This window comes from Mycobacterium sp. IDUB_37 (assembly GCF_055419245.1).
The window spans coordinates 685,704-701,899 of the sequence record NZ_JBVAXG010000001.1; the positions used below are offsets into that span (position 1 = coordinate 685,704).

The following is a 16,196-nucleotide window of genomic DNA, read 5'->3' on the forward strand; positions in this document are numbered from 1 at the left end:
CTGCCGCGGGCACAGATCGTGGCGACGATTCCGGACTGGCGACGGGGCTCAAACGTCGGCACATGAACCTGATCGCCCTCGGCGGCGTGATCGGTGCGGGCTTGTTCGTCGGTTCTGGAGTAGTCATCGGGGCGGCCGGACCCGCGTCAGTCATTTCGATACTGATCGGCGGAATCGTCACGACGCTGATCATGCGGATGCTGGCCGAGATGGCCGTGGCCCGCCCGGTGGTCGGGTCGTTCTATGTCTACGCGGGCCAGGCGTTGGGCCGGCGCGCCGGCTTCGCGACCGGGTGGATGTACTGGTACTTCTTCGTGATCGTCGTCGCGGTGGAAGCTGTTGCCGGCGGGCGCATTCTGCAGCTTTGGCTCCCGACGGCGCCGCTGTGGGTGTTGAGTCTGGCGCTCATGCTGGCATTGACCGCCACCAACCTGGTCTCCGCTCGATCCTTCGGTGAGTTCGAGTACTGGTTCTCCTCGATCAAGGTCGTCGCGATAGCGCTCTTCCTCGGGATGGGAGTGCTGTGGATTACCGGCCTGTGGCCGCACTCCACCCCGGGGCTGGGAAATCTGGTCAACCACGGCGGGTTTGCCCCGATGGGGTGGGCCGCAGTGCTGGCCGCGGTGGTGCCGTGCGTCGCGTTCTACACCGGCGCCGAAATCGTGACCATCGCGGCGGCGGAGTCGAGCGAACCGCAACAGGCGGTGGCCCGGGCGATGAAGTCCATCGTGGTGCGCATCGTCGCCTTCTACGTCGGCTCGATATTCGTCGTGGTGGTCGTGCGCCCGTGGAATGCGCCCGGCGTGAACGTCAGCCCCTATGCGTCAGTGCTTTCGGTCCTGGGCCTGCCCGGCGTCAGCGCCGTGATGAACGTCCTGGTCCTCACCGCGGTGCTGTCCTGCCTCAACTCCGCGCTCTATACGGCGTCGCGAATGTTGTTCGCGCTGAGCAAGAATGGCGATGCACCCAAGTTCTTCGCCGTGTTGTCGGGCAGCGGTGTCCCGCGGCGGGCGATCCTGTTGGGAACGACGGTGGGCTATCTCTCTGTTGCCGCCACTTACCTATGGGGCGAGGCGGTTTTCACGTTTCTGGTCAACTCCTACGGCGCGGTTGCGTTGTTCGTCTATCTGATCATCGCCGCCGCGCAGGTGGTCTTGCGTAAGCGACTCGATCGCGATGACCCCGCCGCCCTCAAGCTGAAGATGTGGCTCTTCCCGTGGCTGAGCTATCTGACCATCGCGCTGATGGCAACGGTCATCATCGCGATGGCGGTGTTGTCGAGCACCAGGTCGCAGTTCTTGATGAGCGGGTTGACCCTTGTGGTCATCTTGGTCGCGTATCAGATCCGGAAGCGATTTGAGGCACCTGCCCCATGCGAGGAACCCGCCGATCCGTGAACCATCTTGGGCATGAACAAAATTCGCACCCCTCTCGATGCCGCCACAGCGGTGCTGCAGAATCCCACCCTGCCCACCGGAACTGACGAGCGTTTCGTCGGCTTCGGTGTCATGGGTCTTCCGTTCGCCAGCGGGCATTACCTTGCGCTGCGCCACTTTCCGGCCGCAACCTTTGCCCCCGGCTACCGCTCGGTGTGGCACCGCGATCCCGATGGAATCTGGACCTTCTACGCCACCACCCCGGGCCCGCAGAGTTGTGCCCGGTACTTCAGTTCGGCGACCCCGCAGGACGCGGTGCAGTGCGACATCGACATCGCCTGGGTCACCCCGTGGTCGCTGTACGTCGGGATCGCGGGATTACTGGAATGGGAGATCGACCTGCGCGCCACGGTCTCGACGAGATTGATGAGCGCCGTCGGCCGCAATCTGACAACCGGCGCCTGGACGAACCGGGCGGTGCTGGGCGTGATCGGCCGCGCGGCCGGGGCGACCCTGCACGCCGGTCAGCTACGTCTGGCCGGCACGGCCCCCAACGGTCAGCGCTTCACGATTGCGCCGCGGCAGGTTTGGGCGGTGGCACAGTCCCACGCGGTTCTCAACGGTCACGACCTCGGACCCCTCGGAGCGCTGACCGATCAGGCCCGGCTCGCGGATTTCCGTCCGCCGCAACGGGGTCTGTTCGTCGTGGGCTCGGGGCACTTCGAGAACTTCGACGCGGGTCGCCATCATGCCGTCCGGCGCACCGTTTCGATTGGCTGAGCGGCACAATGATTTGATGCCGTCTGGGGCCGAGGCTTCGGAACTACCGACGCGTGCGGAGTTGTTGGCCGCGCTGTCGGTGGCGATCGACCTCGGCCTGGGGCAGCCTGCCGAGCACATGCTGCGGGCCGCCCTGATCGCAACCCGCCTCGCCGATCGGCTCGGTCTGGACGCCGAACGGCGCGCCTGCACGTACTACTCGACATTGATCATGTGGATCGGCTGTCACGCGGATTCGCATGAATACGCGCGCTGGTTCGGCGACGACATCGCGGTGCGCCACGACTCCTACCTGCTCGACTGGTCCGGTTTGCCGTACTGGCGGTTCCTGCTGACGAATGTTGGTCGTGGGCAGTCGCCGCTGCACCGATTGAGCTTGATGGCAACGCTTTTCGCCAACGCGCGCGGCCAGCTGTCCAAGCTGATCCATTCACACTGCATGTCGGCGGCGCTGCTGGCCGATCGAATGGGGCTGGGTCCCAACGTGCAGGCGGCGCTGGGCTACGCCTTCGAGCGCTACGACGGTGGCGGCTTGCCCACCGGTGCCGGCGGTGACGCCATCCCGATTCAGATGCGGGTCGCGCAACTCGCCGAGATGGCCGAAGTGCACCACCGCACTTACGGCGTCGAGGGTGCGATCGCGATGGTGCGGGCTCGGCGGGGCGGACAGTTCGACCCCGAGGTCGCCGACGCATTCGTGCGCGAGGCCGACGCGATCCTCGCCGGTCCGCGCACCGGTGATGTCTGGGACGCGGCGCTGCGCGCGGCACCAGATCATCAAGTGCGCGTTGATGATCAAATGCTGGACACGCTGTTGGTGGCACTCGGCGACTTCGTCGACCTGAAGTGTCCGTTCACCCTGGGGCACTCACGCGCGGTGGCGCGGCTTGCCGGCGATGCTGCCGACGCCGCCGGGCTGGACGCGGATCTGGCTGCACTGACCCGAAGGGCCGGCCACGTCCATGATTTGGGACGCATCGGTATCTCCAATCAGATCTGGTCCAGGCCCGGTGCATTGGCGTCAGGGGAGTTCGAGCGGGTCCGGCTGCATCCCTATTTCACGGTGCGAATCCTCAACCAGGTGCCCGGGCTACGCAAGCTCGCGGAAGTGGCCGGCAACCACCATGAATGTCTGGACGGTTCGGGATACCCACGCGGTCTGCCCGGTTCGGCATTGGGCCCGCCGGACCGTATCCTCGCCGCCGCGGTCAGCTACCAATCCGGTTGCGAGCCAAGGCCGTACCGGGAGCAACTGACCCCGGAGTCGGCGGCGCGACGGCTCCGGGACCGGGAACGGGCCGGTGAGCTCGACCCGATGGCCGTCGATGCCGTCCTGCACGTGGCCGGGCATCGGACACAACGGCCGAGCGGACGTCCGGCCGGCCTGACGCCGCGAGAGGTGGAGGTGCTGTGCCTGGTCGCTCGCGGTGCCTCGAATAAGGAGATCGCAGCAGCGTTGGTGATCAGCGAGAAGACCGCACGCAACCACGTGGAGCGCACCTACGCCAAGATCGGTGTGTCGAACCGGATCGGTGCCAGCATGTTTGCGCTGCGCCACGGTCTGGTCAGCGCCTGACTATCGACCAATCTGACCTGATCCGTGGGGTATGTGAGGCATAAGCCCCATGTGCCGCACGGCGTCTTGCGCCCACAATCGATTCATGAAGCGATACTTGACAATTGGTTACGGCGCAGCCAGCTACCTGTTATTTCTGGGTGCCTTTCTCTACGCCGCCGTTTTCGTCGCCGCAATACTGGTGCCCCGCAACGTCGATCACGGGATCACCGCACCGCCGTGGCAGGCGTTGCTGATCAACACCGCGCTGCTGGCGGTGTTCGGCGTGCAGCACAGCGTGATGGCGCGGCCGGGATTCAAGCGGTGGTGGACGCGGTTCATTCCACCGGCGATCGAGCGCAGCACCTATGTGCTGTTGTCCAGCGCGGCGCTGATTCTGCTCTATTGGCAGTGGCGGACGATGCCGACTGCGGTGTGGGATGTGCGTTGGCCGGCGGGCCGTCTGGCGTTGTGGACGCTGTTCTGGCTGGGCTGGACGATCGTGTTCACCTCGACGTTCATGATCAACCATTTCGACTTGTTCGGGTTGCGGCAGGTGTATCTGTTCTGGCGCGGAAAGCCCTATGCCGAACTGGATTTCCGGACAAATCTGCTCTACCGACTGGTTCGCCACCCGATCATGCTCGGGTTCCTGATCGCGTTCTGGGCGACACCGACGATGACGACGGGCCACCTACTGTTCTCGGTCGGCACCTCGACCTACATATTGATGGCTCTGCAGCTGGAGGAGCGTGACCTGGTGGCGGCGCTGGGCGATCGATATCGCGACTACCGGCGGCGGGTGCCGATGCTGGTTCCCGTGCCCGTCAAGCCAGAGGCCGCGAAAACCATTGGTCAACACTAATTTTCGAGAAGTTCAGCGATCCGCGCCAGAGTGGCGCGCATGCCTTCGGCGTTCTGCTTGGCTATCGAGCCGTTCTTGACCATCCACTGCTGCTTGTCCTCAGACACATCCCACGTCTCGCGCACCAGGGTGCCGCCGTCGGCCGGGGAGAGTTCATAGCGCCAGATCCGGCCGCCAACGCGGCCCCCGGCAAAGGTGGTCTTCCAGGCGATCCGCCGGTTGAGTTCGTACTCGATGATGGTGTTGGTGGTGCGGTACGGGATGAACAGCGTCTCTTTGCGGCCGCGCATCGCCATCCCGAATGTCGCTCCCTTTGACAGCGGCGCGGAGGGCTGGGTCGCGTGATTCAGCGATTGTGAACCGTCGAAGCTGGCGTGCTTACCCGCATCGGCCAGCAGCGCGAAAATCTTGTCGGACGATGCCTTGATGACTCGCTCCACACTGACCGTGTTTCCGTCCATCGATCAACACTACGTTCAGCCGATATGCAGGGCGACCACCAGCCATCGGCACGAACCGGGCAGCTGTTCCACCCTGCAGGCGATCGCGTGAATCCGCTTCCCGCGGCTGAAGGTGCCGAACACCTCGGCGGCGCTATCGGGCATATTGCCGACCGCCGGCTGCAGCCGCATCCGTCGTAGCACCGCCGCACCCGGCCGGCCGTCCGTCGACCGGCAGACCGTGAGCACGGCGTCGACCAAACCTGGAGCCAGCACCGAGCGGAGCTGGGCGGCCGGTCGGCGCCGGTCGATGACCTCTAGAACCCGGCGCAGTGCTGCGTCGGCGAAGACGGCCGCCTCGCGCATCTGTGCGGAGAGCGCCGCCGTCGTGATCTCGGCACCTTCGACATCGCCACTGCCGGGCGCGCTGCGAGCCCGCGGACGCGGGCCGGATTGCCGAACTGCGGCATGCGACGATGGCAGGCACCGGGGGAGGTTGCGGGTCGGAGGTTCGTAGTCGACCACCGGCATGACGGCGAGGGCGTTGCTACGTGGTGGGCCCACAACTGAAGTGACGGGCAACAGGCACTCTCCAACTCTGGACTCGATAATTGCTGTTGGAGAGTGTCAGATGATCGGTCTCTGCGGTATTCAGCCTTGACCTTCATCCACATACGCCAGCGCGCACCCGAACCATCATGGAGCCGTGATTGCGGTTACCGTGGGCGGCAGCATCATCCTGATTACGAAAATGGGGGGCGAATTGACGAGAGGGACAGGGCCGTAATGGTGACCCGGCTGTCCCCTGCGGACACGTCCTTCTATCGGCTGGAGAACACGGCCACTCCGATGTACGTCGGATCACTGTCGATCCTGCGCCGTCCGCGAGCCGGGTTGAGCTACGAGACGTTGCTGGCGACCGTCGAAAAGCGGTTGCCGCAGATTCCGCGCTACCGGCAGAAGGTGCGCGAGGTGAACGTCGGGATGGCCAGACCGGTGTGGCTCGACGACGCCGACTTCGATATCACCTACCACGTCAGGCGCTCGGCGCTACCGTCCCCAGGCAGTGATGAGCAATTGCACGAGCTGGTCGCCAGGCTGGCCGCCCGCCCCTTGGACAAGTCGCGTCCGCTGTGGGAGATGTACCTCGTCGAGGGTCTGGAAAAGAACCGCGTCGCGCTGTACACCAAGTCGCATCAGTCGCTGATCAACGGCATGAGCGCGCTGGAGATCAACCATGTGATCGCCGACCGGACGCGGCGGCCACCACCGTTCCCCGAAGACATCTGGATACCGGAGCGCGAGCCGGGCAGCAGCAGACTGGTGCTGGGCGCCATCGGCGACTGGATCGTGGGGCCGGGCGCACAACTGCAGGCGGTGGGTTCCGCCATCGCCGGGGTGGCCACCAACACCGGAGAACTCGTCGATGCCGCGCGTCGGTTCTTCGACGTTGCGCGCGCGGTAGCCCGCGGCACCGCGCCCAGCAGCCCGCTCAATGCGACGGTGTCGCGCAACCGGCGGTTCACCGTCGCCCGGGGCAAGCTCGACGACTACCGTGCGGTGCGCGCCCGCTATGACTGCGACATCAACGACGTGGTGTTGGCCGTGGTCACCGGCGCACTGAGCAACTGGCTGATGTCGCGCGGCGAGCCGGTGGGATCGACCGCCTCGGTGCGCGCCATGGCACCGCTGTCGGTCTATGCCGACGACCAGATCGACTCGACCGGCCCCGGCCAGGCGATCAGCGAGGTGACGCCGTTCCTGGTCGACCTGCCGGTAGGGGAGGGCAACGCGGTGGTCCGGCTGTCGCAGATTGCGCACGACACCGAGTCAAATCCCGGAGCGGGCAGCCTGGTCGACGCCAGGACGATCGTCACGCTGTCGGGTTTTGCGCCACCCACCCTGCACGCGATGGGCATCCGGGTGGCGACGAGTTTCCCCACCCTGTCCAAAAAACCGTTCAACCTACTGATCACCAACGCCCCGGGCGCGCAGTCGCAGATGTACGTCGCCGGCACCAAATTGCTGGAGACCTACGCAGTGCCGCCACTGCTGCACAAGCAGGCGCTGGCTATCAGCGTCACCTCCTATAACGGCATGCTGTATTTCGGGATCAACGCCGACCGCGACGCGATGAGCGACGTCGACCTGCTGCCTGGTCTGCTCAATCAGTCCTTGGAAGAGCTGCTGGAAGCTTCTCGGTAGGTTCGGAAGTTACCGGGCAGTAGCGATAACATCCCTGGTCGTGAGTAAAAAGAAGTCTGGGGCCGGCCAGAAGATCCCCGACGCGGTCTACGAAGCCGAGTTATTCAGGCTGCAGACAGAGTTGGTGAAGCTGCAGGAGTGGGTCCGGGCCACTGGCGCCCGAGTGGTGATCGTCTTCGAGGGCCGCGACGCCGCTGGTAAAGGCGGCGCCATCAAGCGCATCACCGAGTACCTCAGCCCCCGGGTGGCGCACATCGCCGCCCTGCCCGTCCCGACCGATCGCGAACGCGGTCAGTGGTACTACCAGCGCTACATCGCGCATCTGCCGGCCAAAGGAGAGATCGTTCTCTTCGATCGGTCCTGGTACAACCGCGCCGGGATCGAAAGGGTGATGGGATTCTGCACTCCGCAGGAACACGTGCTGTTTCTGCGACAAACACCGATCTTCGAGCAGATGCTCATCGATGAGGGGATCCTGCTGCGCAAGTACTGGTTCTCGGTCTCGGAGGCCGAACAGTTGCGCCGGTTCAAGGCCAGGCTCAACGACCCGGTCCGGCAATGGAAACTCAGTCCGATGGACCTGGAATCGGTGTACCGGTGGGATGACTACTCACGCGCCAAGGACGAGATGATGGTGCACACCGACACCCCAGCCAGCCCGTGGTACGTGGTGGAATCCGAAATCAAGAAGCACGCGCGTATCAACATGATCGCCCATCTGCTGTCGACCATCGACTACGTCGAGGTGGAGAGGCCCGAGGTCAAGCTGCCGGATCGCCCCGTGGTGGCCGGCAACTACCAGCGGCCGCCGCGCGAGCTGTCCAACTATGTCGACGATCACGTCTCGAGCCTCTTCTAGTGGCCAAGACGCAAATCTTCATCCCGGCCACGCTGGCCATGCTTCAGCAACTCGTCGCCGACGGCTCCGTGCAGCCGGTCAACGGCACGGCTTTCGCGGTGACGCCGAAATTGCGGGAGTCCTACGCCGAGGGCGACGACGACGAACTCGCGGAGGTGGCGCTGCGTGAGGCGGCGCTGGCATCGCTGCGGCTGCTGGCATCCGGCCTGGGCGGCGACTTCACGCCGCGACGTGCGGTGCTTGCGGTCGAGATTGACCCCGACGTCGATGGCGTGAGCTACCGCCCCGATCTCGACGACGCCGTCGTCAGGCTGTCTGGGCCCGTTGCCAGAGACCAAATCGTCGCCGCGTATGTGGACAACGCCGACGCCGAGCAGGCAGTAACGGCTGCGATCGAGGTCATCGACGAAGCGGATCTCGGAGACGAAGATGCCGATCTGGTCGTGGGCGATGCCCAGGATCACGATCTGGCCTGGTACGCGAACCAGGAACTGCCGTTCCTGCTCGAGCTACTGTGAAGCCGCTCTGGCTACGGTACCGTAACTTACGGGACCGTAGCCTCTTCAGTGCGGAGCGGCCGCAGAATGAGCAGGAGCTTTTCATGAGCACAAAGCACGTCGCGCTTTCCGCCCGAGTCGTCAGCACGAAGCGTCCGAAGGTCGCCGGAGCCGACGAGCACCCCGGCTGGCACGCGTTGCGAAAGATCGCCGCTCGCATCACCACGCCACTGCTGCCCGACGACTACCTGCACCTGGCCAATCCGCTGTGGTCTGCCCGGGAGCTGCGGGGGCGCATCCTGCAGGTTCGCCGGGAGACCGAAGATTCGGCGACCCTGGTCATCAAGCCAGGCTGGGGTTTCACCTTCGACTATCAGCCCGGCCAGTACATCGGTATCGGGCTGTTGGTGGACGGGCGCTGGCGGTGGCGGTCCTATTCGCTGACCTCGAGTCCGGCTGACATGGCCGGATCCGGTGCTGCCAACACGATCACCATCACCGTCAAGGCGATGCCCGAAGGCTTCCTGTCGACCCACCTGGTCGCGGGCGTCGAGCCGGGGACCGTGGTGCGACTCGCCGCGCCGCAGGGCAACTTCGTGCTGCCGGACCCGGCGCCGTCGTCGATCCTGTTCCTCACTGCGGGGTCTGGCATCACGCCGGTGATGTCGATGTTGCGAACGCTGGATCGGCGCAGCCAGATTGGTGATATCGCTCACCTGCATTCCGCGCCCACCGAGTCCGACGTGATGTTCGCCGCCGAACTGGCCGCGTTGGCCGACAGCCACTCGGGCTACCGCCTGTCGGTGCGGGAGACTCGCACCCGGGGACGGCTCGACCTGTCCCGGCTCGACCTCGAGGTGCCGGACTGGCGCGAGCGCCAAACCTGGGCGTGCGGTCCCGAAGGCATGCTCAACCAAGCCGAAAAGGTGTGGTCGGCGGCCGGTATCGGTGATCAGCTGCATCTGGAGCGGTTCGCGGTGTCCAAGGCGGCACCGACCGGTGCCGGTGGCACGGTCACGTTCGCCCGTAGTGGCAAGAGCGTGACCGCTGATGCGGCTACCTCGGTGATGGACGCCGGCGAAGGAGCCGGTGTGCAGATGCCGTTCGGCTGCCGGATGGGCATCTGTCAGTCCTGCGTGGTCGAACTCGTGGAAGGTCATGTTCGTGATCTGCGCACGGGTCAAGAGCACGACCCCGGGTCACGGGTCCAGACCTGCGTATCGTCGGCATCAGGAGATTGCGTTGTCGACATCTAGGGTTACCGACAAGTAACCTACGAGTACGTAGGTTACGATAGCGTAGGTCTGGCTAGTCGCTTTGAGACCGCACGACGCAGGGGAGAGCACTTTATATGGCGATCACAGACGTCGACGTATTCACACATTTGACGGATGCCGACATCGAGAACCTGGCGATGGAGTTGGACGCCATTCGCCAGGATGTTGAGGACTCGCGCGGAGCCCGGGACAGCCGCTACATCCGCCGCACCATCGCCGCACAGCGCGCGCTCGAGGTGTCTGGTCGGGTGATTTTGGCTGCCAGTTCACGGCGCTCGGCGTGGTGGGCAGGCACCGCGACATTGGGCGTGGCCAAGATCATCGAGAACATGGAGATCGGCCACAACGTCATGCACGGCCAGTGGGACTGGATGAACGATCCCGAAATCCACTCCTCGTCGTGGGAGTGGGACATGATGGGGTCGTCCAAGCACTGGCGATACACCCACAATTTCGTCCACCACAAGTACACCAACATCCTCGGCATCGATGACGACGTCGGCTATGGATTGTTGCGCGTTACCCGGGATCAACCCTGGAAGCGCTTCAACATCTTCAATATCGTCTGGAATACGTTGCTGTGCTTGCTGTTTGAGTGGGGCGTCGGCATGCAGCACGTCGAACTCGGCAAGATCATGAAGAAGCGGATGGACCACGAGGAAGCCCGCCAACGCATCGACGACTTCCTGAGCAAGGCCGGCCGACAGATAGTCAAGGACTATGTGGCGTTTCCGGCGCTGACCTCGCTGTCACCCGGCGCGACCTACCGGTCCGCTCTGACGGCCAACGCGACGGCGAACGTGATGCGCAATATCTGGGCCAACGCCGTCATCTTTTGCGGCCACTTCCCAGACGGCGCAGAGAAATTCACCAAGACGGACATGGTCGGGGAGACCAAGGGTCAGTGGTACCTGCGACAGATGCTGGGCAGTGCCAACTTCGAGGGCGGCCCGGCGCTGCGGTTCATGAGTGGCAACCTGTGTCACCAGATCGAGCATCACCTGTACCCCGACCTGCCGAGCAACCGCCTGCACGAGATCTCGATACGGGTTCGTCAGATCTGCGACAAGTACGACTTGCCTTACACCACAGGGTCTTTCCTGATGCAGTACGGCAGGACGTGGCGCACGCTGGCCAAGTTGTCGCTGCCGGACAAGTACCTCCGCGACAATGCTGACGACGCGCCCGAGACTCGCAGCGAGCGAATGTTCGTTGATCTGGAGGCCGACTTCGCGGGCACCGACCCGGCGACCGGTCGACGGCGTGGGCTGAAGACGGCGATCGCCACCGTACGGGGATGGCGTCGCGACAAGCGGGCGACGAAGCGGCGCGGGGCAGGATCGGCGAGCGACTCCGACGACTTGGCGGCTTAATTTCCCAGCGCGGCCATACTGGGAAACGTGCAGGTGTTCGCCGGACGGCAGGTGTCGCACTGGGACTTTGCCCGCAACACCGGCAGCGTCGCGCTGATGGCCGAGTTCGGTCGCGCGAATGGGCTCGCCGTGCTTGATGTGCTCGAGGGTTCGGGCCTGTCCGAGGCAGATCTGAGCGACCACAAGCAGATGATCGTGGGCCGTCAGGAACTGGCGGTCGCGACGAACCTGGTCAACCTGTTGGGCGAAGTCGCTGGGGCCGCTGACCTGGGGGTGCGGGTCGGCGCCAGCTATCACGTCGGATCGTTCGGTATTTTCGGTTTCGCCTGTCTGACCAGTTCGACGCTGGGCGATGCCGCGCGGTTCGCCGCGCGGTTCTATGAGCTCAGCTACGGATTCGGGCTGCCGACGGTCACTGTGGACGGGTCGGTGGCGATGCTGCGACTCGACCTGCCCGATCTGACCGGTCCCGTGGCGGACTTTCTGGTGCGGCGCGACCTGGCGGCGATCGCCCGTGTCATCGCGGAGTTGTTGGGCAGCCCGGTCCCTTTCACCTCGATCGAGTTCGACGGTCCCGCTCCCGCGGGCGGTGACAGCGCGGCCCACGAGGCGTTCGGTGTCATTCCGCGCTACGACGCACCCGCCAACGTGGCGTGCTGGCCAGCCGCGCTCCTGGCGAACCGGTTGCCACAGGCCAGCGAGATGAGCGTGTCGATGTGCGAGCAGCAGTGCCAGGACCTGCTGGAACGCCGTCGACAGCGGACCGGCGTCGCCCGGCGCGTCCGGGACCGACTGGCCTCTCTCGACGGGAAGATCGACGGGAAACCACACACGATCGCCAGCGTCGCCCGGCAACTGGCGATGAGCGAGCGGACCCTGCGGCGCCGACTCGCCGAGGAGAACACCACGTTCCGGGATCTGCTCGAGGAAGTGCACCGCGTGCTCGCCGAGGAACTGTTGGCAACCGGCGCCCTTTCGGTCGACGACGTCGCGCTGCGGCTGGGCTACGCGGAAGCGACGAGTTTCATCGCCGCGTTCAAACGGTGGACGGGCACCACCCCGGCCCGCTACCAGCGCTCAGTGGCGCCGCGGGCCAGGTTGCTTACGGTCTGAGTCGGCTTTGGCCGGAATTATGGATTTTCCGTCCGCAATCGGCTGCCGGTAACCCGTCGCGCGCTCCTACGTTGGAGTTATGACTTCCAGCGACGTTAGCGCGGCTCGTCCGCCGGCCAATCGTCCTCGGGTGCTGGTGATCGGCGCCGGTTTCGGTGGCCTCGCCGCCGCCTACGAGCTGTCGAAAGACGGTCTTGCCGACGTGACCGTGCTGGAGAAGGCCGATGATATCGGCGGTGTCTGGCGGGAGAACACCTATCCCGGTGCGGCGTGTGACGTCCCGTCGAACTTGTATTCATATTCCTTCGCCCGCAAGACCGACTGGGTGCGCCGGTACGCCGAACAGCCCGACATCCTCGGCTACATCCACGACACCGCCGACCAATTCGGACTGCGCGACCTGGTGCGTACCGGAGTCGAGGTCACCTCGGCGGAGTACGACTCCGGCACGTGTGTCTGGGAGGTGACCACGTCGGACGGCGACGTCTACCTGGCCGACGTCCTGGTACCCGCCGTCGGTCAGTTGTCGCGGCCCTCGCTACCGGCGATCCCCGGACTCGATTCGTTCGAGGGTCCGTCCTTCCATTCGGCCCACTGGCGCCACGACGTGGACCTGACCGGCAAGCGCGTCGCGGTGCTGGGCACCGGCGCATCGGCGATCCAGTTCGTCCCCCGCATCCGCGAGACCGCGGGGCGGGTCACGGTGTTTCAGCGCTCCGCGCCGTATGTGGTGCCGAAGTTGGACCGCGCCTACACCCAGACCCACCACGACGCGTTCGAGAAGGTTCCCGGATTCGCTGCGGCCATGCGCGGCGCGATCTGGGAGACCACCGAACTCCTAGGCCTTGCCCTGGTCAGAGCCAAGCCGTTGGCCCGGGTGCTGAAGGCCGTCGCATCGAGGAACCTCAAGCGCCACATCAAGGACCCGGTGCTGCGCGCCAAAGTAACCCCCGACTACCCGATCGGCTGCAAGCGCGTGCTGTTCAGCAGCCAGTGGTATCCGGCGCTGGCCAGCGCCAACGTCGACGTTGAGACCGAGGTGATAACCGAGGTGACGAGCACCGGCGTGCGCACCGCCGACGGCCGGGAGCACGACGTCGATGTGATTATCTACGGCACCGGATTCAAGGCCACCGAGTTCCTCGCTCCGATGACGATCACCGGCCGTGACGGACTGGACCTGCATTCGGAGTGGGCCGCAGGTGCCCGTGCCCATTTGGGCATGGCCGTGCCAGGTTTCCCGAATATGTTCCTGATCTATGGCCCGAACACCAATCTGGGCAGCAGCTCGGTCATTTTGATGATGGAGCAGCAGGCCCGTTACATCCGCCAGGTCACCGAGGCGCTGGCTCGTCGAGGTGCGGGTCACGCATTCGAGGTGTGGCGTTCCGTGGAAGAGGCCTACGACGCAGAAGTCCAGTCCCGGCTGGAGAAGGGCGTCTGGACCGAGTGCGATTCTTGGTATCGGAGCGGCTCCGGGAGGGTAACCACCAACTGGCCAGGCCTGGTTCACGAGTATCAGCGCCGCACCCGGATTGCGGTTCTCGAGGACTACCAGGAAGTTCTGCCCAAATTCGAAGCCGAGGAAGTCAGAGCATGACGCAGGAATCGTTCGATTACGACGTGCTTGTGATTGGTTCCGGATTCGGCGGCAGTGTCACCGCGCTGCGGCTGAGCGAGAAGGGTTACCGGGTCGGCGTAATGGAGGCGGGCCGACGGTTCCGTGACGAAGACTTCGCCACCAACAACTGGCATGTCCGCGACTACCTCTTCAAGCCCTCGGTCGGCTGCTACGGCATCCAACGAATCGACGTGCTCTCCGACGCTGTCGTGCTCAGCGGTGCCGGGGTGGGTGGCGGCTCACTGGTATACGCGAACACGCTGTACGAGCCCGGCGACCCCTTCTACGCCGACCGACGCTGGAGCGGCATCACCGACTGGAAGGACGAGCTCGCCCCCTGGTACGACCAGGCCAACCGAATGCTCGGCGTCGAAACATATCCGCGGACAACGCCTTCGGACAAGGTGATGCTGCAGGTAGCCACCGACATGGGCGTCGCTGATTCCTTTCACGCAACCCGCGTCGGGGTGTGTTTCACTGGCGATGACGGCAATCTGGCCGAGCCTGGCAGCCCTGTCGGCGACCCCTACTTCGGCGGGGCCGGCCCAGACCGCAACGCGTGCCTGCACTGCGGTGAATGCATGACCGGGTGTCGTCACAACGCCAAGAACACGCTGGTCAAAAACTACCTGTACCTTGCCGAACGGCTCGGCGCCAAGGTCCACCCGCTGACGACTGTGACTGACGTTCGGCCGCGTTCCGGCGGCGGGTACGACGTGGTCACGCGGCGTACCGGGGCCAAGATTCGTCGGCGACGTAGTGCCTACACCGCAGAGCACGTGGTGTTCTCCGCCGCCGCACTCGGCACCCAGCGACTGCTGCACCGGTTGCGCGACGGCGGCAGCCTACCGAAAGTCTCACGCAAGCTCGGTGAGTTGTCGCGGACCAACTCCGAATCGATCCTGGCTGTGCGTGCGCGCGGCGACGACGTTGACTATTCCGAAGGCGTCGCCATCACCTCGTCCATCCACCCGGACAGCCATACCCATGTGGAGCCATGCCGTTACGGCCACGGTTCCAACGCGATGGGACTGATGGGCACCATTCTGGTTGACGGGTTGGACGGTGGCAGACGCTGGCGGACTGGGATGAAGGAACTCCTCCGACAGCGCCGAGATCTCCGCCGCCTGCTCAACCCGAGGCGCTGGTCCCAACAGACCATCCCGCTGCTGGTGATGCAAACCCATGACAACTCGCTCACCACCTTCACCCGGCGTTCGCTGTTCGGCCGGCGGATGCGCTCGCGTCAGGGCGTGGGCGAGCCAAACCCGAGCTGGATACCGGTCGGCCATGAGGTCGCCCGTCGTGCGGCTGACCATCTGGACGGGATCGCCGGCGGGGCCTGGGCCGATCTGGCGGATATCCCGATGACCGGGCACTTCATCGGCGGTTGCGTGATCGGCGAAACGGCCGACGACGGCGTCGTGGATCCCTACCACCGCATGCACGGATACCCGGGTCTGCACGTCATCGACGGTTCCACCATCACCGCGAACCTGGGTGTGAACCCGTCGCTCACCATCACTGCCATGGCCGAGCGTGCCACGTCGCTGTGGCCCAACAAGGGCGAGCCTGACCCACGCCCGCCGGTTGGTGCCGACTACGAGCGCATCACTCCTGTGGCTCCGGTCAATCCCGCCGTCCCGGCAAGTGCGCCGGGGGCGCTGCCGTCGGACCGGGTTTACGCTCAATAGCGTGCTTGCAGCATTCGGATTTGAAGCCCTGGGCGTGGTCGTCGGGGACATGTATTTCGTCGACCCCTCCCCGAACGTCGGTCAGGAGACCCCGGAACGGGGAGTCAGGCTGGAACTACGCATCGTCGACCGGGCCGCGCCGCACGGCTCGATCTATGCCGGCATTCCGATCGGCTTCAACCGCCCGGTCTGGCGGGTGGACCTGTTCGGCAACGCCGAGAGTCCGCCCGGGACGCTGGACCGGGCCCACCACCACCCCCGCTTCGATGGCTGGGAACCGGGGCGCAGGCATTTCGTCCCCGAACTGTCGGCCGACCCACTGACGTGGCTGGCCGGTCAACTGGCCGACCCGTCCGCAGTGCTGGAGCGCTCCGGCGTCGGAGCCGACGAAGTCACCGAAGCCGACGTGACCGGGCTCGCCGCGGCAGCACCGGAGATCATCGCCGCGGTGAAACGAATGCTCGATGGCGTGCGGGACGGGGAATTGGCGCCGTCGCCCGCCGAGCCGGTTGCCGCCGCCCGTACCGGCTGGCTCTGAGCT

The 16,196-nt window shown here is 65.1% G+C and carries 15 protein-coding genes; 13 read left to right on the forward strand and 2 right to left on the reverse strand.

Features of this window, described 5'->3' with window-relative positions:
- Positions 1-62 precede the first annotated feature (62 nt).
- From ACZY1I_RS03215 to mddA, 4 genes are all read left to right on the forward strand, one after another.
- Complete coding sequence (locus ACZY1I_RS03215) at positions 63-1,397, forward strand: amino acid permease (RefSeq protein ID WP_463752808.1); 1,335 nt, start codon at positions 63-65, stop codon at positions 1,395-1,397.
- Positions 1,398-1,409: 12 nt separating this feature from the next.
- Entirely contained in the window at positions 1,410-2,156 is a 747-nt protein-coding gene (locus ACZY1I_RS03220; RefSeq protein WP_463752809.1) for a hypothetical protein, read from the forward strand.
- Positions 2,157-2,172: 16 nt separating this feature from the next.
- Positions 2,173-3,732, forward strand: coding sequence for an HD domain-containing phosphohydrolase (locus ACZY1I_RS03225; RefSeq protein WP_463752810.1), 1,560 nt, complete (start codon positions 2,173-2,175; stop codon positions 3,730-3,732).
- 85 nt (positions 3,733-3,817) lie between these two features.
- Positions 3,818-4,576 carry a methanethiol S-methyltransferase gene (gene mddA / locus ACZY1I_RS03230; protein ID WP_463752811.1) on the forward strand — a complete coding sequence of 253 codons (759 nt, stop codon included), beginning with the start codon at positions 3,818-3,820 and terminating at the stop codon, positions 4,574-4,576.
- Here mddA and ACZY1I_RS03235 read toward each other — a convergent pair.
- Positions 4,573-5,037: an SRPBCC family protein gene (locus ACZY1I_RS03235; RefSeq protein ID WP_463752812.1), complete on the reverse strand. Its 465-nt coding sequence runs from the start codon at positions 5,035-5,037 to the stop codon at positions 4,573-4,575. The genes mddA and ACZY1I_RS03235 overlap by 4 nt on opposite strands.
- Positions 5,038-5,052: 15 nt before the next feature.
- Entirely contained in the window at positions 5,053-5,547 is a 495-nt protein-coding gene (locus ACZY1I_RS03240; protein WP_463753488.1) for an Rv3235 family protein, read from the reverse strand.
- A gap of 255 nt (positions 5,548-5,802) precedes the next feature.
- On the opposite strand from ACZY1I_RS03240, the gene ACZY1I_RS03245 reads away from it, so the two are divergent.
- The 9 genes from ACZY1I_RS03245 to ACZY1I_RS03285 all read left to right on the forward strand — a co-directional run bounded on the left by ACZY1I_RS03245 (position 5,803) and on the right by ACZY1I_RS03285 (position 16,193).
- Positions 5,803-7,221 carry a WS/DGAT/MGAT family O-acyltransferase gene (locus ACZY1I_RS03245; protein WP_463752813.1) on the forward strand — a complete coding sequence of 473 codons (1,419 nt, stop codon included), beginning with the start codon at positions 5,803-5,805 and terminating at the stop codon, positions 7,219-7,221.
- Between the two features lie 40 nt (positions 7,222-7,261).
- On the forward strand, positions 7,262-8,080 hold the full coding sequence (gene ppk2, locus ACZY1I_RS03250) for a polyphosphate kinase 2 (protein WP_463752814.1): 819 nt from the start codon (positions 7,262-7,264) through the stop codon (positions 8,078-8,080).
- Entirely contained in the window at positions 8,080-8,598 is a 519-nt protein-coding gene (locus ACZY1I_RS03255) for a DUF6912 family protein (RefSeq protein ID WP_463752815.1), read from the forward strand. The genes ppk2 and ACZY1I_RS03255 overlap by 1 nt, the downstream gene beginning before the upstream one ends.
- An 83-nt stretch (positions 8,599-8,681) precedes the next feature.
- Entirely contained in the window at positions 8,682-9,833 is a 1,152-nt protein-coding gene (locus ACZY1I_RS03260; protein ID WP_463752816.1) for a ferredoxin reductase, read from the forward strand.
- A 95-nt stretch (positions 9,834-9,928) separates the two neighbouring features.
- A complete protein-coding gene (locus tag ACZY1I_RS03265) occupies positions 9,929-11,227 on the forward strand; it encodes a fatty acid desaturase family protein (RefSeq protein ID WP_463752817.1) in 1,299 nt (432 codons plus the stop codon).
- Between the two features lie 27 nt (positions 11,228-11,254).
- A complete protein-coding gene (locus ACZY1I_RS03270) occupies positions 11,255-12,340 on the forward strand; it encodes an AraC family transcriptional regulator (RefSeq protein ID WP_463752818.1) in 1,086 nt (361 codons plus the stop codon).
- 79 nt (positions 12,341-12,419) lie between these two features.
- Positions 12,420-13,940, forward strand: a complete 1,521-nt coding sequence (locus ACZY1I_RS03275) for a flavin-containing monooxygenase (RefSeq protein ID WP_463752819.1) — start codon at positions 12,420-12,422, stop codon at positions 13,938-13,940.
- Positions 13,937-15,655 carry a GMC oxidoreductase gene (locus ACZY1I_RS03280; protein ID WP_463752820.1) on the forward strand — a complete coding sequence of 573 codons (1,719 nt, stop codon included), beginning with the start codon at positions 13,937-13,939 and terminating at the stop codon, positions 15,653-15,655. The genes ACZY1I_RS03275 and ACZY1I_RS03280 overlap by 4 nt, the downstream gene beginning before the upstream one ends.
- Before the next feature lies 1 nt (position 15,656).
- Positions 15,657-16,193 carry a hypothetical protein gene (locus tag ACZY1I_RS03285; RefSeq protein WP_463752821.1) on the forward strand — a complete coding sequence of 179 codons (537 nt, stop codon included), beginning with the start codon at positions 15,657-15,659 and terminating at the stop codon, positions 16,191-16,193.
- Positions 16,194-16,196 lie beyond the last annotated feature (3 nt).

Coding starts and splice junctions, on each gene's coding strand:
- ACZY1I_RS03245 (WP_463752813.1), top strand. CDS start 5,803: ATGGTGACCCGGCTGTCCCCTGCGGACACGTCCTTCTATCGGCTGGAG.
- ACZY1I_RS03235 (WP_463752812.1), bottom strand. CDS start 5,037: ATGGACGGAAACACGGTCAGTGTGGAGCGAGTCATCAAGGCATCGTCC.
- ACZY1I_RS03215 (WP_463752808.1), top strand. CDS start 63: ATGAACCTGATCGCCCTCGGCGGCGTGATCGGTGCGGGCTTGTTCGTC.
- ACZY1I_RS03225 (WP_463752810.1), top strand. CDS start 2,173: ATGCCGTCTGGGGCCGAGGCTTCGGAACTACCGACGCGTGCGGAGTTG.
- ACZY1I_RS03240 (WP_463753488.1), bottom strand. CDS start 5,547: ATGCCGGTGGTCGACTACGAACCTCCGACCCGCAACCTCCCCCGGTGC.
- ACZY1I_RS03260 (WP_463752816.1), top strand. CDS start 8,682: ATGAGCACAAAGCACGTCGCGCTTTCCGCCCGAGTCGTCAGCACGAAG.
- ACZY1I_RS03220 (WP_463752809.1), top strand. CDS start 1,410: ATGAACAAAATTCGCACCCCTCTCGATGCCGCCACAGCGGTGCTGCAG.
- ACZY1I_RS03280 (WP_463752820.1), top strand. CDS start 13,937: ATGACGCAGGAATCGTTCGATTACGACGTGCTTGTGATTGGTTCCGGA.
- mddA (WP_463752811.1), top strand. CDS start 3,818: ATGAAGCGATACTTGACAATTGGTTACGGCGCAGCCAGCTACCTGTTA.
- ACZY1I_RS03275 (WP_463752819.1), top strand. CDS start 12,420: ATGACTTCCAGCGACGTTAGCGCGGCTCGTCCGCCGGCCAATCGTCCT.
- ACZY1I_RS03265 (WP_463752817.1), top strand. CDS start 9,929: ATGGCGATCACAGACGTCGACGTATTCACACATTTGACGGATGCCGAC.